21 protein-coding genes and 1 tRNA gene are annotated in these 22,616 nt (G+C 72.6%); 12 read left to right on the forward strand and 10 right to left on the reverse strand.

The genetic code is table 11. From position 1 onward, the window contains the following. Positions 1–14: 14 nt before the first annotated feature. Positions 15–812: a DUF3750 domain-containing protein gene (locus VQ02_RS23195; RefSeq protein ID WP_048446612.1), complete on the reverse strand. Its 798-nt coding sequence runs from the start codon at positions 810–812 to the stop codon at positions 15–17. A gap of 129 nt (positions 813–941) precedes the next feature. On the opposite strand from VQ02_RS23195, the gene VQ02_RS23200 reads away from it, so the two are divergent. From VQ02_RS23200 to VQ02_RS23210, 3 genes are read left to right on the forward strand one after another with little or no spacing between them, the layout of a single operon-like run. After that, positions 942–1,469 carry a DUF533 domain-containing protein gene (locus VQ02_RS23200; protein WP_048446592.1) on the forward strand — a complete coding sequence of 176 codons (528 nt, stop codon included), beginning with the start codon at positions 942–944 and terminating at the stop codon, positions 1,467–1,469. 14 nt (positions 1,470–1,483) lie between these two features. Beyond that, entirely contained in the window at positions 1,484–2,326 is an 843-nt protein-coding gene (locus VQ02_RS23205; RefSeq protein WP_048446593.1) for a DUF1206 domain-containing protein, read from the forward strand. 21 nt (positions 2,327–2,347) lie between these two features. After that, entirely contained in the window at positions 2,348–2,818 is a 471-nt protein-coding gene (locus VQ02_RS23210; protein WP_048446594.1) for a DUF3237 domain-containing protein, read from the forward strand. Positions 2,819–2,921: 103 nt separating this feature from the next. On the opposite strand, the gene VQ02_RS23215 is transcribed toward VQ02_RS23210, so the two are convergent. Beyond that, positions 2,922–4,100 (reverse strand): pyridoxal phosphate-dependent aminotransferase, encoded by a 1,179-nt coding sequence (locus tag VQ02_RS23215; protein WP_048446595.1) that lies wholly within the window; start codon positions 4,098–4,100, stop codon positions 2,922–2,924. Between the two features lie 104 nt (positions 4,101–4,204). Then, on the reverse strand, positions 4,205–4,417 hold the full coding sequence (locus VQ02_RS23220) for a hypothetical protein (RefSeq protein ID WP_048446596.1): 213 nt from the start codon (positions 4,415–4,417) through the stop codon (positions 4,205–4,207). A gap of 224 nt (positions 4,418–4,641) precedes the next feature. Here VQ02_RS23220 and VQ02_RS23225 point away from each other — a divergent pair, with 224 nt between their 5' ends. From VQ02_RS23225 to denD, 5 genes are all read left to right on the forward strand, one after another. Then, complete coding sequence (locus tag VQ02_RS23225; RefSeq protein WP_048446597.1) at positions 4,642–6,453, forward strand: IlvD/Edd family dehydratase; 1,812 nt, start codon at positions 4,642–4,644, stop codon at positions 6,451–6,453. A gap of 118 nt (positions 6,454–6,571) precedes the next feature. Continuing rightward, entirely contained in the window at positions 6,572–7,423 is an 852-nt protein-coding gene (locus VQ02_RS23230; protein WP_048446598.1) for an isocitrate lyase/PEP mutase family protein, read from the forward strand. Next, positions 7,420–8,583: a GNAT family N-acetyltransferase gene (locus VQ02_RS23235; protein ID WP_048446599.1), complete on the forward strand. Its 1,164-nt coding sequence runs from the start codon at positions 7,420–7,422 to the stop codon at positions 8,581–8,583. The genes VQ02_RS23230 and VQ02_RS23235 overlap by 4 nt, the downstream gene beginning before the upstream one ends. Positions 8,584–8,651: 68 nt before the next feature. Next, the gene (locus VQ02_RS23240) at positions 8,652–9,398 is read left to right on the forward strand and encodes an SDR family oxidoreductase (RefSeq protein WP_048446600.1); all 747 of its coding nucleotides are present in this window, start codon (positions 8,652–8,654) and stop codon (positions 9,396–9,398) included. Between the two features lie 22 nt (positions 9,399–9,420). After that, entirely contained in the window at positions 9,421–10,404 is a 984-nt protein-coding gene (denD, locus tag VQ02_RS23245) for a D-erythronate dehydrogenase (RefSeq protein WP_048446601.1), read from the forward strand. A 320-nt stretch (positions 10,405–10,724) separates the two neighbouring features. Here denD and gltA read toward each other — a convergent pair whose 3' ends face one another. Then, the gene (gltA, locus tag VQ02_RS23250; protein ID WP_048446602.1) at positions 10,725–12,017 is read right to left on the reverse strand and encodes a citrate synthase; all 1,293 of its coding nucleotides are present in this window, start codon (positions 12,015–12,017) and stop codon (positions 10,725–10,727) included. 234 nt (positions 12,018–12,251) lie between these two features. Beyond that, the gene (gltX, locus tag VQ02_RS23255) at positions 12,252–13,673 is read right to left on the reverse strand and encodes a glutamate--tRNA ligase (RefSeq protein ID WP_048446603.1); all 1,422 of its coding nucleotides are present in this window, start codon (positions 13,671–13,673) and stop codon (positions 12,252–12,254) included. A 201-nt stretch (positions 13,674–13,874) separates the two neighbouring features. Here gltX and VQ02_RS23260 point away from each other — a divergent pair, with 201 nt between their 5' ends. After that, positions 13,875–16,175 (forward strand): ComEC/Rec2 family competence protein, encoded by a 2,301-nt coding sequence (locus tag VQ02_RS23260; protein WP_048446604.1) that lies wholly within the window; start codon positions 13,875–13,877, stop codon positions 16,173–16,175. A gap of 83 nt (positions 16,176–16,258) precedes the next feature. Here VQ02_RS23260 and otnK read toward each other — a convergent pair whose 3' ends face one another. From otnK to ltnD, 3 genes are all read right to left on the reverse strand, one after another. Continuing rightward, on the reverse strand, positions 16,259–17,527 hold the full coding sequence (otnK, locus tag VQ02_RS23265) for a 3-oxo-tetronate kinase (protein WP_048446605.1): 1,269 nt from the start codon (positions 17,525–17,527) through the stop codon (positions 16,259–16,261). After that, positions 17,524–18,309, reverse strand: coding sequence for a 2-oxo-tetronate isomerase (gene otnI, locus VQ02_RS23270; protein ID WP_048446606.1), 786 nt, complete (start codon positions 18,307–18,309; stop codon positions 17,524–17,526). Before otnI ends, otnK begins: the two co-directional genes overlap by 4 nt. Positions 18,310–18,591: 282 nt before the next feature. Further along, on the reverse strand, positions 18,592–19,638 hold the full coding sequence (ltnD, locus tag VQ02_RS23275; protein ID WP_083469394.1) for an L-threonate dehydrogenase: 1,047 nt from the start codon (positions 19,636–19,638) through the stop codon (positions 18,592–18,594). A 115-nt stretch (positions 19,639–19,753) separates the two neighbouring features. Here ltnD and VQ02_RS23280 point away from each other — a divergent pair, with 115 nt between their 5' ends. Genes VQ02_RS23280 through VQ02_RS23290 form a run of 3 tightly spaced genes read left to right on the forward strand, consistent with a single transcriptional unit; the run spans position 19,754 to position 21,884 of the window. Then, the gene (locus VQ02_RS23280) at positions 19,754–20,800 is read left to right on the forward strand and encodes a LacI family DNA-binding transcriptional regulator (protein ID WP_048446608.1); all 1,047 of its coding nucleotides are present in this window, start codon (positions 19,754–19,756) and stop codon (positions 20,798–20,800) included. A gap of 14 nt (positions 20,801–20,814) precedes the next feature. Then, positions 20,815–21,477 (forward strand): 3-oxo-tetronate 4-phosphate decarboxylase, encoded by a 663-nt coding sequence (gene otnC / locus VQ02_RS23285; RefSeq protein ID WP_048446613.1) that lies wholly within the window; start codon positions 20,815–20,817, stop codon positions 21,475–21,477. Between the two features lie 44 nt (positions 21,478–21,521). Beyond that, entirely contained in the window at positions 21,522–21,884 is a 363-nt protein-coding gene (locus tag VQ02_RS23290; RefSeq protein ID WP_048446609.1) for a hypothetical protein, read from the forward strand. Between the two features lie 212 nt (positions 21,885–22,096). Here VQ02_RS23290 and VQ02_RS37475 read toward each other — a convergent pair whose 3' ends face one another. Together VQ02_RS37475 and VQ02_RS23295 are read right to left on the reverse strand one after the other, a co-directional pair. Further along, a complete protein-coding gene (locus VQ02_RS37475) occupies positions 22,097–22,483 on the reverse strand; it encodes a hypothetical protein (protein ID WP_157080764.1) in 387 nt (128 codons plus the stop codon). Between the two features lie 56 nt (positions 22,484–22,539). Then, a tRNA-Glu gene (locus VQ02_RS23295) sits at positions 22,540–22,615 on the reverse strand. Position 22,616: the final 1 nt, after the last annotated feature.

The following is a 22,616-nucleotide window of genomic DNA, read 5'->3' on the forward strand; positions in this document are numbered from 1 at the left end:
CCGTGCAACGCTGCTCAGCTGCTCGCCGTCGGGGCGATCAGCGTCTCGGTCGCGCCGGCCGGGTCCATGCCGATGCGGCCCCAGCCCGGCAGCTTCAGGGCCGGCCGGCGCAGGTCGAGCCCCGCCACCGCGCCGAGCACGTTGACCTCGATCCCCTCGACCCAGCCCAGGGTGAGGCCGAGATAGCCCCGGGCCGAGAGCTGCACGCCGGTGCGGCTCGGGGTCCAGGCGATCGGGCGGTCGGAGAAGTCCTTGCCGAGGGCCGTGGGCGGCAGGGCCACGGCGAGCTCCGGCACCGCCCGCAGCACGTGGGCCACGAAGGTGTTGGAGTTCGGCCCCGGCCAGGCGCTGTAGGTGCCGGCGGCCTGGTGCGGATAGGTCGCGACCGCGTCGCGGATGCGCGGCACGGCGCGGGCCGCCGCCTCGCCGTCGAGGGCGAGCACCACCTGGGGCGGGTTGCCGAACCAGCGCGCATCGGCCGCGTAGGCGTCCTTGCGCACCGGAAGGCCCCAGCCGACCACGTCGTAGCGGGTGTAGCGCGGGGCGCCCGCCTCCTTGACGACGATCCAGGTGTGGTGGGCGAAGATGCCCCGCCAGCGCCCGACCCGGGCGGCGTAGATCCGCACCTTCGCCTCCGGCGCCGCGGCAGGGGCAGGCAGGAGCCGGGCGCTCGACCAGTCGGCGGTGGCCCAGTCGGGGGCGAGGTCGTCGCGGCTCCACCACCACAGGGCGTGGGCCGCGAGCGGCAGCAGGAACAGGAGAACGAGCGCGAGCACGATCGTGCGCGCGAGCCAGGCCAGGGCGAGCAGCATGACCGTGAAGATGGGCGCCGGAGCGTGGCCGCGCAAGCGCGGGCCCGATCCGACGCCCTGGGCGAACCGGAGCCGGGCGAGACCGTTGTCGGCAAAGATGATTGCCGCGGATCGGTACGGGAGGGCGCGATGGCTGAGGTGAAACGGGTGGTGGATGCCCTGGTGCGCAGCCGGCGCGGCGGGCTCGCGGCCTCCGCGGCCCTCGGCGGGCTGGCGCTGCTCGCCGGGCTGTCGGTGCGGGCGCTGCAGCGCGAGGCGCCGGCACCGGCCGCGACGCCGACACCGACGCCGTTCGACGCCGGCGCGATCAGCGACGACGAGGCGACCCTGTGCCTGCGCATCATGGTGGCGGCGACGGCGGCGGACGGGGTGATCGACGCCCAGGAGCGCCAGCGCCTCGACGCGGCGGTCGCCGAATCCGGCCTTGACGTCGCCGGCCGGCAGTGGCTCGCCCGCGAGCTCGAGGATCCCGCCTCGATCGACGAGATCGCCGACCGGGTGCAGGACCCCGCCACGGCGGCCCGGGTCTACGCCGCCGCCCGCCTCGCGGTGGACCCGGACACGATGCAGGAGCGCACCTTCCTGCGCATGCTGGCCGAGGCCCTCGACCTCGACGACGACGCGGTCGCCCGGGTCGAGTCCGGCCTCACGGCCTGAGCGGAGCACCGCCCATGCGCCCCGACGGCCGGCAAGCCCTCGAACTGCTCGCCCGCCTCGGCTATGGCGCCCGCGGCATCACCTACTGCCTCGTCGGCGGCCTCGCGGTGCTGGCGGCGATCGGCGTCGGCGGTCAGACCGGGGGCAGCCGCAGCGCCCTTCTGATCCTGCTCGAACGACCCTTCGGCTGGATCCTGCTCGGCCTCGTGGCCCTGGGCCTCGCCGCCTTCGCGCTCTGGCGCGTGGTCGAGGCGGTGACCGACGCCGACGGCTACGGCCGCTCGGCCAAGGGGCTGGCGACCCGGGCCGGCCACCTCGTCAGCGGTGTGATCTACGGCGGCCTCGGCCTGTCGATGATGCGGGCGGCGCTCGGGCGCGGCACCGCCGGTTCCTCCGACGACCAGGGCGCCCGCGACTGGACCGCCTGGCTGCTGCAGCAGCCCTTCGGCCAGTGGCTTGTCGGCGCGGTCGGGCTGGTGGTGATCGGCGCCGGCCTCGCCTTCGCCCTGAAGGCCTGGAAGGGCGACGTGACCCGGCGCCTCTCCGTGCCCCACGACGCCCGCGACTGGGCAAAGCGCGTCGGCCGTTTCGGCTACGCCGCCCGGGCGCTGACCTTCGGGCTGATCGGCGGCTTCCTGATCTCCGCCGCCATCGCGAGCCGCTCGAGCGACGTGAAGGGGCTCGGCGGCGCCCTGCAAGCCCTCCGCGGCGAGCCTTACGGCTGGGTGCTGCTCGGCCTCACCGCCGCGGGCCTCGCCGCCTTCGGGGTGTTCGGCCTCGTCCAGGCCCGCTACCGCCGCATCGACCCGCCGGACCTCGACGCGGCGCGCCGGGCGGTGAAGGATATCGCCCGATAGACGATTTCCGGAGGAGACCCCATGGACGCGCCGCTGCCGCTCAACACCGAGTTCCTGTTCCGCATCAGCCTCACGGTCGGCGCGCCGCAAGCGATCGGCCCCTCCCGCGGCACCGAGCTGCGGGTCGTGCCCGTCACCGGCGGCACCGTCTCGGGCCCGCGCCTCACCGGCGAGGTCCTGCCCGGCCCGGCCGGCGACTGGCTGCGGGTCGAGCCCGACGGCACGACGCATCTCGACGTGCGCCTGACCTTCCGGACGGCCAGCGGCGGTCTCGTCTACTGCCACTATAGCGGCCTGCGCGCCGGTCCGCCGGAAGTGCTGGCCCGCCTCGGCCGCGGCGAGGCGGTGGCGCCGGAGGACTACTACTTCCGCACGGCCCTCCGCTTCGAGACCGGGGCGACGGACCTCGCCTGGCTCACCCGGCTCATCGCCGTGGGGGTCGGGCAGCGGCTGCCGGAGGGGCCGGTTTATGATGTGTATGGGGTGATGTGAGGCGGCTTCGACACGCGCCGCGTCACCCCGGGCTCCGCGGCGCGGCCCCGGGATGACGCTGGCGGGAGAGGCATCCGTCGGCGAAACCGACGGATCGTCGAGGTCAACGCCGGTTCCCCTCCAGGAACGCGCCGATCCGCTCCAGCGCGCGGGAGATGTTCTCCGCCGAGTTGGCGTAGGACAGGCGCAGGTAGCCCTCGCCGTGGATGCCGAAATCCGGGCCGCCGATCGTCGCGACGCCGGCCTCCTCCAGGAGCGCCGAGGCCAGGGCCTTGGCCTTCCAGCCGGTGCCGGCGATGTTCGGGAAGGCGTAGAAGGCGCCCTTCGGGGTGATGCAGGAGACGCCCGGCAGCCGGTTCAGCCCCTCGACCACCAGCAGGCGGCGGCGGTCGAACTCCGCCATCATGGCGGCGACGCAGTCCTGCGGCCCGTCGAGGGCCGCGATGCCGGCCCATTGCGTCGCGGCGTTGACGCAGGAGAACGAGTTCACCGCGAGCTTGCGGGCGGCGTCGTAGAGCGGCGCCGGCCAGACCGACCAGCCAAGGCGCCAGCCGGTCATCGCGTAGGTCTTCGAGGCGCCGTCGAGGTAGATCAGCCGGTCGCGGATCTCCGGATAGGCAAGCAGCGTGTGGTGGCGCTCGCCGTCGTAGGTCATCGTGCCGTAGATCTCGTCCGACAGGATGGCGACGTCGGGATGCGCCGCAAGGCCGGCGACCAGCGCGTCGATCTCGGCCTTCGGGGTCACGCCGCCGGTCGGGTTGGCGGGGGAATTCAGGATCAGCAGGCGGGTGCGCGGGGTGATCAGCCCCAGCGTCTCCTGCGCCGAGAAGGCGAAGCCGTTCTCCTCGCGGATCGGCACCGGCACCGGCGTGGCGCCGGTGAACTCGATCATCGAGCGGTAGATCGGGAAGCCCGGATCCGGGTAGAGGATCTCGGCCCCCGGCTCGCCGAACATCAGGATCGCCATGAACATGGTGACCTTGCCGCCCGGCACGATCATCACGCTGTCGGGCGAGACCTGGACGCCCAGCCGCCGGTCGAGGTCGCGGGCCACCGCCTCGCGCAAGGGCAGGATGCCGACCGCCGGGGTGTAGCCGTGGTGACCGTCGTGCAGGGCCTTCACCGCCGCCTCGACGACGTGGGGCGGGGTCGGCATGTCGGGCTGGCCGATGCCGAGGTTGATCACGTCGCGGCCGGCCTGGGCGAGGGCGGTGGCGCGGGCGAGCACCGCGAAGGCGTTCTCCTCCCCGATGCGCGAGAAGGCGGGGACGACGGCGGGCATGGCGGTCTCTCGTTTCCTCTGGATCACTCGCGGCGGGGCGCTGTCGCCCCGCCGTCGTGCGCCCGCGGCCTTCGTGGTGCCGTCGGGGCGGGCTTCTCCGCCGCTCAGCGCGGCGTGTTGCGCTCGGCGAGCCGGCTGACGCCGAACGAGATCGCGCCGCCGAGGACGATCAGGATGATGCCGGTCTTGATCGACGACCAGAGCAGCGAGCGCTCGATGCCCGGATCGGTCAGCATCAGGAGCAGACAGACGAGTACCGGGATCGCCACCACGATGGCGATCGGCACGAGCGGGTTGGACGGCGTCTCTTGGCTCATCGGCGGCTCCCCGGCGTTGTCGAGCGGTATGGTTCGAGCCGGCCTCATAGCACCGCTGGCCGGCGTTGCGACAGCGCCCGCGCGACAAACTTTGGGCCCGGGCGCTTGCCCCCGCCGGGGCTCCGGCCATGCGCCGCACGGTGTTGCCTTCCTGCACCGGCCGGGTCCATAGCTTCCTGCGAACGGTTCTCGACAAGAACGGACTCGGGAAGGACGACCCCGCCATGGCCCAGACGCCGCGCCCCCGCATCGACGCCAGCCGCCTGCGTTCGCGCCTCTGGTTCGACAACCCGGACAACCCGGGCATGACCGCGCTCTACCTCGAGCGCTACCTCAATTTCGGCCTCACCGTGCAGGAGCTGCGCGGCGGCAAGCCGCTGATCGGCATCGCCCAGACCGGCTCGGACCTGTCGCCGTGCAACCGCCACCACCTCGAGCTGGCCAAGCGCGTGCGCGAGGGCATCACGGCGGCGGGCGGCGTGGCGTTCGAGTTCCCGTGCCACCCGATCCAAGAGACCGGCAAGAGGCCGACCGCCTCCCTCGACCGCAACCTCGCCTACCTGTCGCTCGTCGAGGTGCTGTACGGCTATCCCCTCGACGGCGTCGTGCTGCTCACCGGCTGCGACAATACCATGCCGGCCTGCCTGATGGCCGCCGCGACCGTGAACATCCCGACGATCTCGCTCAATGTCGGCCCGATGCTGAACGGCTGGAGCCGCGGCGAGCGCACGGGCTCGGGCACCGTGGTGTGGAAGGCCCGCGAGCGCCATGCCGCCGGCGACATCGACTACCAGCAGTTCCTCGACATCGTGGCCTCATCGGCGCCCTCGACCGGCCACTGCAACACCATGGGCACCGCCTCGACCATGAACGCGCTCGCCGAGGCGCTGGGCATGGCGCTGCCGGGCTCGGCGGCGATCCCGGCGCCCTACCGCGAGCGCGGCCAGGCCGCCTACGCCACCGGCCAGCGCATCGTCGAGATGGTGTGGGAGGACCTGAAGCCCTCCGACATCCTCACCCGCGAGGCGTTCGAGAACGCGATCGTCGCCAACACGGCGATCGGCGGCTCGACCAACGCGCCGATCCACATCAACGCCATCGCCAAGCTGATCGGCGTGCCGCTCTCCTGCGACGACTGGGAGCGCGTCGGCTACGACGTCCCGCTCCTCGTCAACATGCAGCCCGCCGGCCAGTATCTCGGCGAGGAGTACTTCCGCGCCGGCGGCCTGCCGGCGGTGATGGCCGAGCTGCTCGAGGCCGGCAAGCTCCACGCCGACGTGATCACCTGCAACGGCCGCACGGTGGCGGAGAACTGCGCCGGCGCCAAGACCTGGGACCGGGACGTCATCAAGCCCTACGGCGAGCCCCTGCGCGAGCGCGCCGGCTTCCTCAACCTCAAGGGCTCGCTGTTCGACTCGGCGATCATGAAGACCAGCGTGATCAGCCGCGAGTTCTACGACCGCTACCTCGCCAACCCCGAGGACCCCTACGCCTTCGAGGGCCGGGTCGTGGTGTTCGACGGGCCGGAGGACTACCACCACCGCATCGACGATCCGGCCCTCGAGATCGACGCGCACACGATCCTGATCATGCGCGGCGCCGGGCCGATCGGCTATCCGGGTGCCGCCGAGGTGGTGAACATGCAGCCCCCGGGCGAGCTGATCCGCAAGGGCGTGCTGTCGCTGCCCTGCATCGGCGACGGGCGCCAGTCCGGCACCTCGGGCACGCCCTCGATCCTCAACGCCTCGCCGGAGGCGGCGGCCGGCGGCGGCCTCGCCCTGCTCCAGAACGGCGACCGGGTCCGCATCGACCTCAACAAGCGCACCGCCGACATCCTGCTCCCCGAGGAGGAGATCCGGCGCCGGCGCGAGGACCTGAACGCCCGGGGCGGCTACCCCTACCCGGCGAGCCAGACCCCCTGGCAGGCGATCCAGCGGGCGATGGTCGACCAGCTCTCCGAGGGCATGATCCTGAAGGGCTCCGAGGCCTTCCAGCGCATCGCGCAAGTCCACGGCGTGCCGCGGGACAACCACTGACGACGTCGGGTCGCCTCGCGAGGTGACCCCCTGTGTCCGGGCTCCGCGCGGAGCCCGGTTTACAGCCGCGCTCGTGGCGTGTGAGGAAGGATCCGGACACCCGGGAGGGGAAGCCCCGATGACCGATCTCGCCGCGCGCCGCGCCGCCTTCCGGCGGCTCCACGAGTCCGGCTGCTTCGTGATGCCGAACCCCTGGGACATCGGCACCGCCCGCTACCTCGCGGCGATGGGATTTCCCGCGCTCGCCACCACCAGCTCCGGCTTCGCCTTCACCCGCGCCCTGCCGGACACCGACTGGGCGGTGCCGCTCGATGCGATGCTGGCCCACATCGCCGAGATCGCCGCCGCCACCGACCTGCCGGTCAACGCCGACTTCGAGTCCGGCTACGCGCACGATCCCGAGGGCGTCGCCCGCAACGTCGCGGCCTGCGTGGCGACCGGCGTCGCCGGCCTGTCGATCGAGGACGCCACCGGCGATCCCGCCCGGCCGCTCTACGACATCGCGGAAGGAGCGGAGCGCATCCGCGCCGCCCGGGCGGCGATCGACGCGGCCGGCGGCGGCGTGGTGCTGACCGGCCGGGCCGAGTGCTACCTCACCGGCCATCCCGAGCCCCTGCCCGAGGCGATCCGCCGGCTCCAGGCCTATGCCGAGGCCGGGGCCGACGTGGTCTACGCGCCCGGCCCGAAGCGGCGCGAGGAGATCCGCACCCTGGTGGACGCCCTCGCCCCGGTGCCGATCAACATCCTGATGAGCACCAATCCGGGCCTCAAGGTCGCCGACCTCGAGGGCCTCGGCGTGCGCCGGATCAGCGTCGGCTCGTCGCTGGCCCGGGCCGCCTGGACCGGCTTCATCCGGGCGGCGCGGCGCATCCACGACGAGGGCAGCTTCGGCGGCTTCGACGGTTCGGTGAGCTTCTCGGAGCTCAACGGCTTCTTCCGCCAGGACCTCAAGGATCGGGGAGGCGCATGAGCCCCGACCGCGATGCCGTGACCGGCCTGCCGATCGGCCATCCCGTCGCCCAGGCCGGTCCGGCGCCCGCGCCGGAGCGGATCGCCTTGCACGGGCGCCACGTCGTGATCGTCCCCCTCGACGCGGCGGCCCACGGGCCCGACCTCGCCGGGGGCGCGGTCGGGCCCGGCAAGGAGGCCCTGTGGCAGTACATGGCGGCGGGGCCGTTCGACGATCGCGCGGCCTTCCAGGCCTACCTCGAGGGCTGCGCCGCCTCGTCCGATCCGCTGTTCTACGCCATCCTCGACTCAGCGACCGGGAAGGCCATGGGCCACGCCTCGCTGATGCGGATCGACCGGGCGAACCGGGTGATCGAGGTCGGCAACATCCTCTACACCCCAGCCCTCCAGCGCACCCCCGGCGCCACCGAAGCGATGCGGCTCCTCGCCGGCTACGTCTTCGACCTCGGCTATCGCCGCTACGAGTGGAAGTGCAACGCCCTCAACGCGCCCTCGCGCCGGGCCGCCCTGCGGCTCGGCTTCTCCTACGAGGGGCTGTTTCGCCAGGCGGTGATCGTGAAGGGGCGCAACCGCGACACGGCCTGGTTCGCGATGCTCGACGGCGAGTGGCCGCAGATCCGCCAGGGCTTCGACCGCTGGCTCGACCCGGCGAACCTGCCCGAGGGCGGCCAGCGCCTGGGCCTCGGCGCGCTCAACCAGGCGACCATACCGGGCACGGCCCTTCGCCGGGCGACGAGCGCCGACGCGGAGGCCTTCGCGGCCCTGCAGGTCGCCGCCTACGCGCCGAACCGCCCGCTGCTCGGCGTCGAGCCGGTGCCGCTCCTCACCCCCGCATCCGATGTGCTGGCGCGCTACGAGGTCTGGCTCGCGGAGGCCGACGGGGCTCCCGCCGGTGCCCTGGTGCTCGACCCCGCACCGGATCACCTCATGATCTGGAGCGTCGCGGTCGATCCGGCCCGGCAGGGCAGCGGCCTCGGCAACGCCCTGCTGGCGGCGGCGGAGCGCCGGGCGAGGGATCTCGACCTGTCAGAGCTCCGGCTCTACACCGGGGACAAGCTCGTGCGGAACATCGACTGGTACGCGCGGCGGGGCTACGCCACCGAGCGGATCGAGGATCTGCCGGACCGGCGCCTGGTGCACATGCACAAGGTCCTCGCCTGACGGCGACGCGGACCTCATCACCTGACAAGTCCCGCCGGTGAGCGGGGCATGAAACCCGGGAGGACAGTATGGCAGGACGGCTGACGGGCAAGCGCGCGGTCGTGACGGCGGCGGGCCAGGGGATCGGCCGCGCCATCGCGGCGGCGTTCCTCGCCGAGGGCGCCGAGGTGCTGGCGACCGACCTCGACGCGGGCAAGCTCGAAGGGCTCAAGGGCGCTCAAGCAGCGTCCCTCGACGTGCGCTCCGACGCGGCGGTGGCGGCGTTCGCGAGGGGCGCCGGGCCGGTCGACGTCCTCGTCAACGCCGCGGGCTTCGTCCACCACGGCACCATCCTCGACTGCACCGACGCCGAGTGGGACCTCGCCTTCGACCTCAACGTGCGCTCGATGCACCGCACGATCCGGGCCTTCCTGCCCGGCATGCTGGAGCGCGGCAACGGCTCGATCGTCAACATCGCCTCGGCGGTGGGGGCGGATGCCACGGCGCCCAACCGCTACGTCTACGGCGCCTCGAAGGCGGCGGTGGTCGGCCTGACCAAGGCGGTGGCGCGGGACTTCATCCGCAGCGGCGTGCGGGCGAACGCGATCTGCCCCGGCACGATCCAGTCGCCCTCCCTCGACGAGCGCATCGCCGCGCTCGCGGAGATGAACAAGACCTCGGTCGAGGCTGCCCGCCAGGCCTTCATCGACCGCCAGCCGATGGGCCGGCTCGGCACCCCGGAGGAGATGGCGTCGCTGGCCGTCTACCTCGCCTCGGACGAGTCCCGCTTCACCACCGGCCAGACCCACGTCGCCGACGGCGGCTTCACGCTCTGACGACGGCGCAGGAGGTACTCCGATGCACATCCTCATCCTCGGCGCCGCCGGCATGGTCGGGCGCAAGCTCCTCGACCGCCTGGTCAAGGACGGCTCGCTGGGCGGCGAGACCATCTCGCGCCTGACCCTGCACGACGTGGTGCCGCCCGAGGCGCCGGCCGGGACGAAGCTCCCGGTCTCGCTCTCGGCCTCCGACTTCGCCGATCCCGGCGAGGCCGAGCGCCTGGTCTCGGGCCGCCCGGACGTGATCTTCCACCTCGCCGCCATCGTGTCGGGCGAGGCCGAGGCCGATTTCGACAAGGGCTACCGCATCAACCTCGACGGCACCCGCCGCCTCTACGACGCGGTGCGGGCGATCGGCGAGGGCTACAAGCCCCGCTTCGTCTTCACCTCGTCGGTCGCGGTGTTCGGCGCCCCGATGCCCGAGCCGATCCCCGACGAGTACCTGTCGGCGCCGCTGACCAGCTACGGCACCCAGAAGGCGATCGGCGAGCTCCTGCTCTCCGACTACTCGCGCCGCGGCATCTTCGACGGCGTCGGCATCCGCCTGCCGACGATCTGCGTGCGGCCGGGCAAGCCCAACAAGGCGGCTTCCGGCTTCTTCTCCGGCATCATCCGCGAGCCGCTGGCCGGCCAGGAGGCGGTGCTGCCGGTCTCCGACCAGGTCCGCCACTGGCACGCCTCGCCGCGCTCGGCGGTCGGCTTCCTCCTCCACGCCGCGACGATCGACACCAAGCGCCTCGGCGACCGGCGCAACCTCACCATGCCGGGCGTCGGCGCCACGGTGGCCGAGCAGATCGAGGCCCTGCGCCGCGCCGCCGGCGATTCCGCCGTCGCCCGCATCCGCCGTGAGCCCGATCCGACGATCGAGCGCATCGTCGCCGGCTGGCCCCGCACCTTCGACACGCGGCGGGCGCTGGAACTCGGCTTCAAGGCCGAGCCCGACTTCGACGCCATCGTGCGGGCGCATATCGAGGACGAGCTGGGCGGCAAGGTGCCGGCCTAGGGCTCGAAACCGGGTTCGGCGGATTGCGTGCAGCGGCCCGCCGAGCCCTTTGCTCCTCGCCGCCCCCTTTCCCGGACGACTGCAGCGAAGCGGAAGGAGATCCGGGGTCCAGCGCAAGGACTCGCCGCGAAGCGGCTCCAGCTCTGCAACGTTGCAGAAGTTCGGTCGCTCCGCGAAGTTCTAATTGCTGGATCCCGGATCTCCTTTCGCTGACGCTTCAGTCGTCCGGGAAAGGGGGCGGTTTTTTTTGAGTCCGGCGGCATAAAAAGAAACGGGCGGCACTCGCGTGCCGCCCGTTCTCATTTTCCGATGTCTAGATTTCAGCCGCGCTGGGCCATCGTCACGTAATCGCGCTTCGGCGCACCCGTATAGAGCTGGCGCGGACGGCCGATCTTCTGGGACGGGTCCTCGATCATCTCCGCCCACTGGCTGATCCAGCCGACGGTGCGGGCGAGCGCGAACAGCACCGTGAACATCGAGGTCGGGAAGCCCATCGCCTTCAGGGTGATACCCGAGTAGAAATCGATGTTCGGGTAGAGCTTCTTCTCGATGAAGTACTCGTCCTTGAGGGCGATCTGCTCCAGCTCCATCGCGACGTCGAGCAGCGGGTCGTCCTTGATACCGAGCTCGCTCAGCACCTCGTGGGTGGTCTTCTGCATGATGCGGGCGCGCGGGTCGTAGTTCTTGTAGACCCGGTGACCGAAGCCCATCAGGCGGAAGGGATCGTTCTTGTCCTTGGCCTTGGCGACGTACTCGGAGACGCGCTCCGGCGTGCCGATCTCGGCCAGCATCTTCAGCGCCGCCTCGTTGGCGCCGCCGTGCGCAGGCCCCCACAGGCAGGCGATGCCGGCCGCGATGCAGGCGAAGGGGTTGGCGCCCGAGGAGCCGGCGAGCCGGACCGTCGAGGTCGAGGCGTTCTGCTCGTGGTCGGCGTGCAGGATGAAGATCCGGTCGAGCGCGCGCGACAGAACCGGGTTGGCCTGGTACTCCTCGCACGGCACCGCGAAGCACATCCGCAGGAAGTTCGAGGTGTAGTCGAGGTCGTTTTTCGGATAGATGAACGGCTGGCCGATCGTGTACTTGTACGCCATGGCCGCGAGCGTCGGCATCTTGGCGATCATGCGCATGGAGGCGATCATGCGCTGCTTCTCGTCCGTGATGTCGGTCGAGTCGTGATAGAAGGCCGAGAGCGCGCCGACCGAGGCCACCATGACGGCCATCGGGTGGGCGTCGCGGCGGAAGCCCTGGAAGAACCGGTTCATCTGGTCATGCACCATGGTGTGGCGCGTGACGCGGTAGTCGAAGTCGGCCTTCTGGGCCGCGGTCGGCAGCTCGCCGTACAGCAGCAGGTAGCAGGTCTCGAGGAAGTCGCCGTGCTCGGCCAGCTGCTCGATCGGGTAGCCCCGGTACAGGAGCACGCCCTCGTCACCGTCGATGTAGGTGATCTTCGACTCGCAGGACGCCGTCGAGGTGAAGCCCGGGTCGTAGGTGAACTGGCCGGTCTGTGCGTAGAGCTTGCTGATGTCGATGACGCTCGGGCCGATCGTGCCGGCCTTGGTGGGCATCTCGACCGCGCGGCCGTTCACCGTGAGGGTGCTGGTGGGGAGGCTCATGGGGTTGTGGACCCTTTCCATCAACGAGACTGAGCGTCGGCGCGTGACGACCGCGGCCCCCGGGGCAGGGCGGCGACTTTGCTGCGGGTGCTCACTCGCCGTCCGGGTTAGCGGATCGACGCACCGGCATCAACCGCGGCCCCCCGCCCGGGTGACAGAATTCAGTTTGTGTTCATGGGTCATCGGATCGCCCCCCGCGAAGCGGATTCGCGGGGTGCGCGGTGGAGTTGTGCGTCAGGCCGCAACCTGCTCGCGCAGGCGCCCGAGGCTCTCCTCGCGGCCCAGCACCGCCATCACGTCGAAGAGCGGCGGCGAGGTCGCCCGGCCGGTGAGCGCGGCCCGCAGGGGCTGGGCCACCTGCCCGAGCTTGACGCCGGCGCTCTCGGCGAAGCGCCGCACCGCACCCTCGGTCGCGGCGGCGGTCCACTCGTCCAGGGATTCGAGGTGGGGCAGGGCGCCGGCGAGCCGCTCGCGGCCGCCATTGCCGAGGAGACCGGTGGCCTTCTCGTCGAGGGCGAGGGGGCGCGGAGCGTAGAGGTAGTAGGCGCTGTCGACGAGCTCGATCAGGGTCTTGGCCCGCTCCTTGAGCCCCGGCATCGCGGCGATGAACTTGTCCCGCAGGGCCGGATCGAGGGGAGCGGACAGGCCCCAGCGCGCGCCTTGCGTCGGCAGGATCGCCTCGATCGCCGCGACGAGGGCCTCGTCGGAGGACGAGCGGATGTAGTGCCCGTTGAGGTTCTCGAGCTTGGCGAAGTCGAACCGGGCCGGCGAGCGGCCGACCTGGGCGAGGTCGAAGGCAGCGATCATCTCCTCGGTGGAGAAAATCTCCTGGTCGCCGTGGCTCCAGCCGAGGCGCACCAGGTAGTTGCGCAGGGCCGCGGGCAGGTAGCCGAGGTCTCGGTAGGCATCGACGCCGAGCGCCCCGTGGCGCTTCGAGAGCTTGGCGCCGTCCGGCCCGTGGATCAGCGGGATGTGCGACATGTTCGGCACGGTCCAGCCGAGCGCCTGGTAGATCTGGGTCTGGCGCGCCGCGTTGGTCAGGTGGTCGTCACCGCGGATGACGTGGGTCACGCCCATGTCGTGGTCGTCCACCACCACCGCCAGCATGTAGGTCGGCGTGCCGTCCGAGCGCAGCAGCACGAGGTCGTCGAGGTCCTTGTTCTGCCACACCACCCGGCCCTGCACCGCGTCCTCGACCACGGTCTCGCCGTCGGTCGGCGCGCGCAGGCGGATCACCGGCTTGACGCCGGCGGGGGCCTCGGACGGATCGCGGTCGCGCCAGCGGCCGTCGTAGCGGATCGGCCGGCCCTCGCGCCGGGCGCTCTCGCGCATCTCCGCCAGCTCCTCGGGGCTGGCGTAGCAGTAATAGGCCCGGCCGGCGGCGAGCAGCCCCTCCGCCACCTCCCGGTGCCGGGGCGCGCGGGCGAACTGGTAGACCACGTCGCCGTCCCAATCGAGGCCGAGCCAGTTCAGCCCGTCGAGGATCGCGTCGATGGCTCCCTGCGTCGAGCGCTCGCGGTCGGTGTCCTCGATGCGCAGCAGCATCCGGCCGCCGTGCCGGCGCGCGTACAGCCAGTTGAACAAGGCCGTGCGACCCCCGCCGATGTGGAGGAAGCCCGTGGGCGACGGGGCAAAGCGGGTGACGACGGAGGACATGCGCGACGAGAACCGGGTGAGAGCGGGAAAAACGGTGTGGCCGGGGCCGTCAGGGCAGGGTCGTCCGAGTCGACCCGCCGGCGTGCGGTCCTGTAGCATGCGCGGGACGAGCCGTTAAGAAACCGTCACCCGGACCGCGCCGTCGCGGCGGAGCCCCGGGGAGCGGCGGTTGCGCGCAGGCTCGTCGCATCAGGGCGCAGCATGGCGGGGCCGGGCGCAGGAACGGGGGTCGTGGCGCGCGCCGCCGGCGCGCTGTCGGTGCCCGGGCTGCGGCTGCCCCGCCTCGGCGCCTGGTTCTCCGCCGGGCTCGCCGCGGAGGCGGCGCAGCGCCGCCTGTTTCCCTGGCTGGCGGTGGCCTTCGGAGCCGGGGCGCTCTTGTTCCTCACCGTCGCGGACGGGCCGCCGGTCCTGGCGGCGCCCCTCAGTGCCGGCCTCGTGCTCGCGGCAATGGCCGCCTGGCTCCGGGCCCGGGCGGTGGCGCCGGCGCTCCTCCTCGGGGCGGCCTTCGTGTTCCTGGGCTTCGGCGCCGCCGCCTACCGGGCCGCCAGCGTCGCCGCGCCGGCGCTCACCCGCACGGTGATCGCGCCGCTCCACGGCTTCGTCGAGGCGCTGGAGGAGCGCGAGGAGGGCGCGCGCCTGGTGGTGCGGGTCATCCGCCTCGGCGAGATGCCGGCCGCCGAGCGCCCGGCCCGGGTGCGGGTCTCCTACCGGCGCGCCGACGGCTTGCGGCCGGGCGACTACATCGAGGCCAAGGCCCGCCTGCTGCCGCCGCCGGAGCCGGCGCGGCCCGGCGGCTACGACTTCTCCCGCGACGCGTATTTCCGCGGCATCGGCGCCGTCGGCTCGCTCCTCGGTTCCGCCGCCGTCAAGGCCCCGCCCGAGCCGGCGCCGCTGTCGTTGAGGCTCGCCGCCGGGCTCGACGAGGCCCGCAACGCGCTGACCCGCCGCATCGCCGAGGCCAATGGCGGCCAGGGTGGCGTCGCTCAAGCCGGCATCACGCAATCCGGCGCGGTGGCGGCGGCCCTCGTCACCGGCAAGCGCGGGCTGATCGACCAGGACACCAACGAGACCCTGCGGGCGGCGGGCATCTACCACGTCGTGTCGATCTCCGGTCTCCACATGGTGCTGGCCGCCGGCGTGGTGTTCTGGCTCGTCCGGGCGCTCCTCGCCATCGTGCCGGGGCTGGCGCTGGCCTGGCCGATCAAGAAGATGGCGGCGCTCCTCGCGATGCTCGCGGTCACCGGCTACTGCGCCTTCTCCGGCTGGGACCTCGCCGCCGAGCGCTCGCTGGTGATGACCCTGGTGATGCTGGGCGCGATCCTGGTCGACCGGCCGGCGCTCAGCCTGCGCAACTTGGCGATCGCGGCGCTGATCTCGCTCGCCCGCGAGCCCGAGGGGCTGCTCGGGCCGAGCTTCCAGATGTCGTTCGGGGCGGTGGCGGGGCTCGTCGCCTGCGCCCGGCTGATCGAGGGGCGCCTGTGGAACCCGGAGGGCGGCGGCCCCGTCACCCGCGCGCTCGCCTGGGGCCTCGCCACGGTCGTCGGCACACTCGCCACCACGCTGGTCGCGCAGGTCGCCACCGCGCCCTTCGCCACCTACCACTTCCAGACCGTGCAGCCCTTCGGCCTCGTCGGCAACGCGCTGACCCTGCCGCTCGTCTCGCTCGTGGTGATGCCGGCGGCGGTGCTCGGCATCCTCGCCCATCCGTTCGCCCTCGACCGGCCGGTCTGGTGGGCGATGGGCCTCGCCGTGCGCGGCATGCTCGACATCTCGGCCTGGATCCAGGGCTTCGACCGCGCCACCGTCGTGGTGCCGGCCTTCGGCCCGGGCGCCCTCGGGCTGATGACGGTGGCGCTGCTGCTGCTCGTGCTGCCGGCCTCCGGCCTGCGCTGGCTCGGCCTCGCCCCCGGCCTCCTCGGCCTCGCCCTCGCGGCGACGCCGGAGCGCCGCGACCTCTACGTCGACCGCGAGGGCGGAGGTGCGGCCCTGCGCGGCGCCGACGGGCGCCTCGTCGTGCTGGGCAAGCCCCCCGCCTTCGTGCTCGAGCAATGGCTGAAGGCCGACGGCGACGGCCGCTCCCGCGACGATCCCGGCCTCACCGCGGGCGCCCGCTGCGACAAGCTCGGCTGCGTTGCCCACGGGCCCGGCGGCGTGAGCGTGGCGCTGGTGCGCGACAAGCGCGCGTTTTCCGAGGATTGCGCCCGCGCCACCGTGGTGGTCACCCGGCTCGAAGCGCCGCCGGGTTGCGCGGCGACTTACGTGCTCGACCGAAAATTCCTGGCGGCGCACGGGTCGACGACCCTGCGATTCGCGGCGGACGGCGTCGTGGTCGAAACGGCCAAGCGGCCGGGGGAGACGCGGCCGTGGCGGCCGGCGCCGGTGAAGGCGCCTGCTCCGCCGGCACCCCTCGCTCCGGTGCCGGGTGCGGCGCCTGGGCCGACACCGGCTTCGCCGGCCGTATCGCCGGAGGGGGAGGAGGCGGAGATTCAGCCTGAGCCGTGATCCTCGTCTCCCACCCCTTATCCGGGCCCGGAAAGGGTGCGTGGGAGTTTCAGTGGCTGTACCTGTCGGCCAAGCCGGCCGCCCTACGGCATCAGCCGCAGCGCGTCGGCGAAGAAGTCCGGCCCGCCGAAATTGCCCGACTTGAGCGCCAGCCACATGTCCCGGTCGGTGGTGCGCAGGACCGGCACGCCGGCGGCGATCTCCGGGCCGACCCGGAAGGCCGGGAGGCCGAGGCGGTCGACCACGGCTCCCGAGGTCTCGCCCCCCGCCACCACCAGGCGGCGCACCCCGCGGGCCACCAGTCCCTCGGCGATCCGCGCCATCGCGGCCTCGATGGCGTGGCCGGCGGCGTCGCGGCCGTAGCGGGCCTGGACCTTCGCCACCGCCTCGGGCCCGGCGCTGCTGGCAATCAGCACCGGACCGGCGCCGATCCGCTCCATGGCCCAGGTGAGGGCCGCGCCGGCCTCGTCCTCGCCGGCGAGCAGACGCGCGGGATCGAGGCGGCGCACCGGCATCGCGGCCTCGGCCCGGGCGATCTGCCCGAGGGTGGCCTGCGAGCAGCTGCCGGCGAGGCAGGCCGCCGGGCCGCCGATGGCGGGTCCGAGATCGGCCTCGGCCGCCCTCGGTGCGACGCGGCCGGCCGCCACCAGGGCGCGGGCGAGGCCGAGGCCGAGGCCCGAGGCGCCGGTCGAGACCTTTCGGGTGAGGGCGGCGGCGCCCAGCACCGCGAGGTCGCGGTCGAGCACCGCGTCGGCGATGGCCGCGCCCTTGCCCTCGCGGGCGAGGGCGTCGAGCCGGGCGCTCACCGCCTCGGCTCCGTTCGCCACCGTCGCGAGATCGACCAGCCCGACCTGCCCCCGGCTCTGGCGCGCGAGCACCCGCACGAGGTTCGAATCCCGCATCGGGTTGAGGGGATGGTCCTTGAGCGGGCTCTCGGCGAGCGGCACCGTGCCGACGAAGAGGTGGCCGAGATAGACGGTGCGGGCGGTCTCCGGGAAGGCCGGGGTGACGAGGGCGATCGCCTCGCCGGCATCCTCCCGCAGGGCGTCGGTCACCGGGCCGATATTGCCCGCATCGGTCGAATCGAAGGTCGAGCAGACCTTGAACAGCAGGTGGCCGGCGCCCCGGGCGTTCAGCCATGCGGCGGCCTCGCGCGAGCGCGCCACCGCCTCGTCCGCCGGGATCGACCGGCTCTTGAGCGAGACCACCACGGCGTCGACCTCGGGCAGGGCGAGGTCTGCCGCCGGCACCCCGATGGTCTGGACCGTGCGCAGGCCCGCCTTGGTCAGGGTGTTGGCGAGGTCGGAGGCCCCGGTGTAGTCGTCGGCGATGCAGCCCAGCGCCAGGGTCATGATGCGCGTGCTCCCTTGTAGGGGGCGAACCAGCCGAGCCCCTCGCGCGTGCCGGCCCGCGGGTTGTACTCGCAGCCGATGAAGCCGTCGTAGCCGAGGCGGTCGAGCTCGGCGAACAGGAAGGCGTCGTTCATCTCGCCGCTGCCGGGCTCGTGCCGCTCCGGCACGCTCGCGGTCTGGACGTGGCCGACGATCGGCATCAGCGCGCGTAAGCGCATGGTCACGTCGCCGTGCAGGATCTGGCAGTGGTAGAGGTCGAACTGCAGCTTCAGGTTCGGCCGGTTCACGTCGCGGATCAGGTCGGCGGCGTACCCGAAATCGTTGAGGAAGTAGCCCGGCATGTTGCGGGCGTTGATCGGCTCGAGCACGAGGTCGAGGCCTTCCGTCCCCAAGCGCTCCGCCGTCCAGGCGACGGCCCGGCGATAGGAATCCTGCGCCTTCGGATCGGTGCGGTCGGCCATCCCGGCCATCAGGTGCAGGCGCTTCACGCGGGTGGCGCGGGCGTAGGCGAGCGCCGTCTCGACGCCGGCCTTCAGCTCCTCGAACCGCTCCGGCAAGGCCGCAAGGCCCCGCTCGCCCCCCGCCCAGTCGCCCGGGGGCAGGTTGAACAGGGCCTGCGTCAGGCCGTGGCGTTCGAGCCGCTCGCCGATCGCCTCGGGCGGGTGCTCGTAGGGGAACAGGAACTCGACCGCCTCGAACCCGGCCTGCGCGGCCTCGGCGAAGCGGTCGAGGAATGGCACCTCGGTGAACATCAGGGTCAGGTTCGCGGCGAAGCGCGGCATGAAGGTCCTCCCTTGATCGGCGCGCCGGCGCCGGTGCCCTGGCGGGCTTGTCTCGACCGTCCGGCGTCGCCGGCCGATCGTGGGCACTCAGCCTTACCAACTCTCAGGGTCATCCCGGGGCCGCGAAAGCGGAGCCCGGGATCCAGAACCGCGGACGCTACAGGAGAGAGCGGAACGCACTCCGCCTTCTCGACGGCCTGAGTGTCTGGATTCCGGGCTCCGCTTTCGCGGCCCCGGAATGACCTGGAGGGTGTCAGTTCGGTCTATTCGGAAGTGAACGCTCTACCCCGCCCCGCCCGGCAGGGCCGTGCCGGTCACCTGGGCGTAGATCCTGGCGACCGAGGCGTCGTCGTCGCGGCCCATGCCGGCGCCGGCGGCCATCAGGAACATCTGCAGGGCCGCGGCCGCCACCGGCACCGGGAACTTCTGGCTGCGCGCCATGTCCTGCACGATGCCGAGATCCTTGACGAAGATGTCGACGGCGCTGCGGGGCGCGTAGTCGCCGTCCAGCACGTGCGGCATCCGGTTCTCGAACATCCAGGAATTACCGGCCGAGGCCGTGATCACCTCGTAGACGCGACGGAGATCGAGGCCCTGGCGGGCGGCGAAGGCCATCGCCTCGCTGGCCGCCGCGATGTGCACGCCGGCGAGCAGCTGGTTGATCATCTTGAACGCCGCGCCCTGGCCGGCGGCGTCGCCGAGCTCGTAGAGCTTGGCCGCCATGGCGTCGAGGGCCGGCTTGGCCCGCGCGAAGGCGTCCCGGCTGCCCGAGGCCAGGATGGTCAACTCGCCCTGCGCTGCGCGCTGGGCGCCGCCGCTGATCGGCGCGTCGAGGTAGTGCCGGCCGGTGGCCTCGAGCCGGGCGGCGAGACGGCGGGCAATCTCCGGGTCCATGGTGGCGCAGGAGACGAACACCGCGCCCTCCGGCATCGCCGCGGCGACGCCGTCGGGCCCGAACAGCACCGCCTCGGTCTGGGCCGCGTTGACGACGACGCAGACCACGATGGCGGCCTGCGCCACGGCCTCCGCCGGGCTCGCGGCGCCGCGCCCGCCCTCGGCGGAGAAGCGCGCCACGGAGGCGGGATCGACGTCGCTGCCGGCGACATCCAGGCCGGCCCGGCGCAGGGCCTGCGCCATGCCGTAGCCCATCGAGCCGAGTCCGATCACCGCGACGCGGGCGGGGGTGTCGCTCATGCCGTTTCCTCCTGCGGGCCGCCGCGCGACCCGTGACCGCGCGATCTGGCGCCGCGCCGTTGTCCCACGCTCTAGCAACTTTTGGCAGCGCTGCCAATCCGGACCATGGGTCCGTTGAGCCGGCCGTGGAACCATGACATCGTGGCTTGCCCGAGCGCTGCAGGCAAGCCGAGCGCGGCAGGCATGCGAAGCGTCGCAGGCTCGGCGCACGAGCACCGGCGACACGGTGCCGGGTGGGACGGGAGGACGAATGGACGAGGGCGGCAACCGGACCTTCGCGTCCGAGGACGAGGCGCCGCGGGACGGCGCCGGCCGGCGCCCGATCACCCTGGCCGACGTCGCCCGCGAGGCGCGGGTCGGGGAGAGCACGGTGTCGCGGGTCCTGCGCAGCCACGGCTCGTTCTCGGAGAAGACCCGGGCCCGGGTCGAGGCCGCGGTGGCCCGCCTCGGCTACGTGCCGAACCGCATCGCCGGCACGCTGGCCTCGACGGGCTCGCGGCTGATCGGCATCGTGATCCCCTCGCTCACCAACATCGTCTTCCCGGACCTCCTGCGCGGCGCGACCGCGGCGCTGGAGCAGGAGGGGTTCCAGTCGGTCATCGCCGTCACCGACTACGACCAGGACCGCGAGGAGGCGGTGGTCGGCTCGCTCCTGAGCTGGCGCCCGGCCGGGCTGATCGTCACCGGGCTCGAGCACAATCCGGGCACGCGGCGCCGGCTCATCGCCAGCGGCGTGCGGGTGGCCGAGCTCCTCGACATCGACGGGCCGGGGCTCGACATCGTGGTCGGCTACTCCAACCGCGCCGCCGGCGAGACCAGCGCCCGCCACCTCGCCGGCCGCGGCTACCGCCGCATCGGCTATATCGGCCACGACCTGACCAAGGACCGGCGCGCCGCCAAGCGCTACGCCGGATTCCGGGACGCCCTGGCCCAGGCCGGCCTGGCGCTCGCCGGCGAGGAGCGGGTCGCCGCCCCGTCCTCGGTCGAGGCCGGCCGGCAGGGTCTCGCCGCCCTGCTCGCCCGGTCGCCGGATCTCGACGCGGCCTACTTCTCCAACGACGACATGGCGCTCGGCGGCTACTTCCACTGCCTGTCGGCCGGCCTCCCGGTGCCGGGGCGGCTCGCCCTGTTCGGCTATAACGGCCTCGACGTCGGCCGGCTGATGCCGCAGCCGCTGGCCACCATCCGCACCCCGCGGGTCGAGGCGGGCGCGACGGCGGCGCGGCTCCTCTGCGCCGGCGGGCCGGCGACGGTGGTGGATCTCGGCTTCGAGCTGATCGAGGGAGCGACGGCGTGACGGATGTATCGACTCTGAGCGAAGCCTCCTTGCGCGAGGCGATCTGCCGCTTCGGGCGCTCGCTGTTCGAGCGCGGCCTGACGCCCGGCTCGTCGGGCAACATCTCGCTCAGGCTCGACGACGGCGGCTGGCTGGTGACGCCGACCAACGCCTCCCTCGGCTTCCTCGACCCCGCCCGGATCTCCCGCCTCGACCGCGACGGGCGGCTCCTCTCGGGCGACAAGCCCACCAAGGAGATCCCGCTCCACGGCGCCCTGTACGACAGCCGGGCCGAGGCGCGGGCGATCGTCCACCTGCACTCGACCCATGCGGTGGCCGTCTCGATGCTGCCGGAGATCGACCCCCGCGCGGTGCTGCCGCCGCTCACCCCCTACAGCCTGATGCGGGCCGGCGCGGTGGCGCTGGTGCCCTACTACCGACCCGGCGATCCGGCGGTGGCGGACGCGATCCGGGGGCTTGCCGGCAAGTACTCCTCGGTGCTGCTCGCCAATCACGGCCCGGTGGTGGCCGGCGACACCCTGGAGGCGGCGGTGTTCGCCACCGAGGAGCTGGAGGAGACCGCCAAGCTCTACCTGCTCCTGCGCAACCTCAACCCGCGCCACCTCACCCCGGCCCAGGTGCAGGATCTGGTTGCGCATTTCGGGTTGACGCTGCCGGAGCACGCCCACGACCATTGAGGGGCGAGTCCGGAGATGACGCGGTGGGATTGAGCGTCACGCGCATGGGTCCTGCCGGGTGGGTCGGCCGGATCGACCACGTCCGCGTCTACCTGAGCGACGAGAACGGCGAGGCGAGCCGGGCGCAGGCGGCGGTGGCCGACATGGTGAGCGAGTCGCTGCCGGCCCTGCAGGACGCGGCGTCGACCTACCTCGACACCTTCGTGGACAGGCAGAAGGCCTGCGGCAGCGCCGATGAGCGTTGGTGGCTGGACGAGATCGATTTTCGCGGCCACCCCGACGCGGCGCCGATCGCCTACTCGCTCCTCTTCACCCTGCACGGCGACGACGGCGGCCTGTGGACGGTCGACATGCGGGTTTTCGAGGACGGGCATCGGCCGTTCCGCTTCGAGCGCCTGCAAGGCTGAGGGTGCGGACCGCAGCGCCCGGGGCCGACGTGCCGCACGGGCTTCGGTCGGGCTCGCGGGCGGCGTGGCTGCGCCTCGCTCAGCGGCCGCCATCGGTCGATCATCGCCCTGGGGCAGCGTACCTCGGCAGCGAGGCCTCGGCACGGATCGGGTCGCGGGACACGGGTAGCACGTCGGCATGATCCGGCTTTGCAGCCTGCCGGCGCCCACGATCAGCGGACGAACCAGAACGGCGTATCGACGCCCTTGTCCCATGCGTCTTCGAATTCGCGCTTCGAGATCTCCGCGAGCGCGGCATCCGGAAAGACGTCTCTCAGGGGGCCGTCGATGAGTGATGGGCAGTGGTCGCGGCCGGAACCTCGCCGTCGGGCCAGCGGCCGCGATAGTAGACGAGGCTGTCGGCGCGCTTCATCTGCCGGAAGGGGCGAGCGTGACGCGGTCGTCCGGATGGACGATGCGTCGGAGGCCGTCATGTGCATCGCGAGCGCCCGCCGCGCCCGAGACGACGCGGGCATGCCGGATTGTGACCCTTCAATCAGGACCGCGATGCAGGACAGCCATGATCGACGATCGAGCCCCGTTCGCGATGCCCGCGACATGCGGCCCGCTCGCGCGCTGACCTGTCGCAGAACTGAATCAGGGACATCCCCGGCCCTGGCGCTCCCAAGGGGACTCGAACCCCTGTTTTCGCCGTGAGAGGGCGACGTCCTAGACCGCTAGACGATGGGAGCT

Source organism: Methylobacterium variabile (assembly GCF_001043975.1).
GTDB lineage: Bacteria > Pseudomonadota > Alphaproteobacteria > Rhizobiales > Beijerinckiaceae > Methylobacterium > Methylobacterium variabile.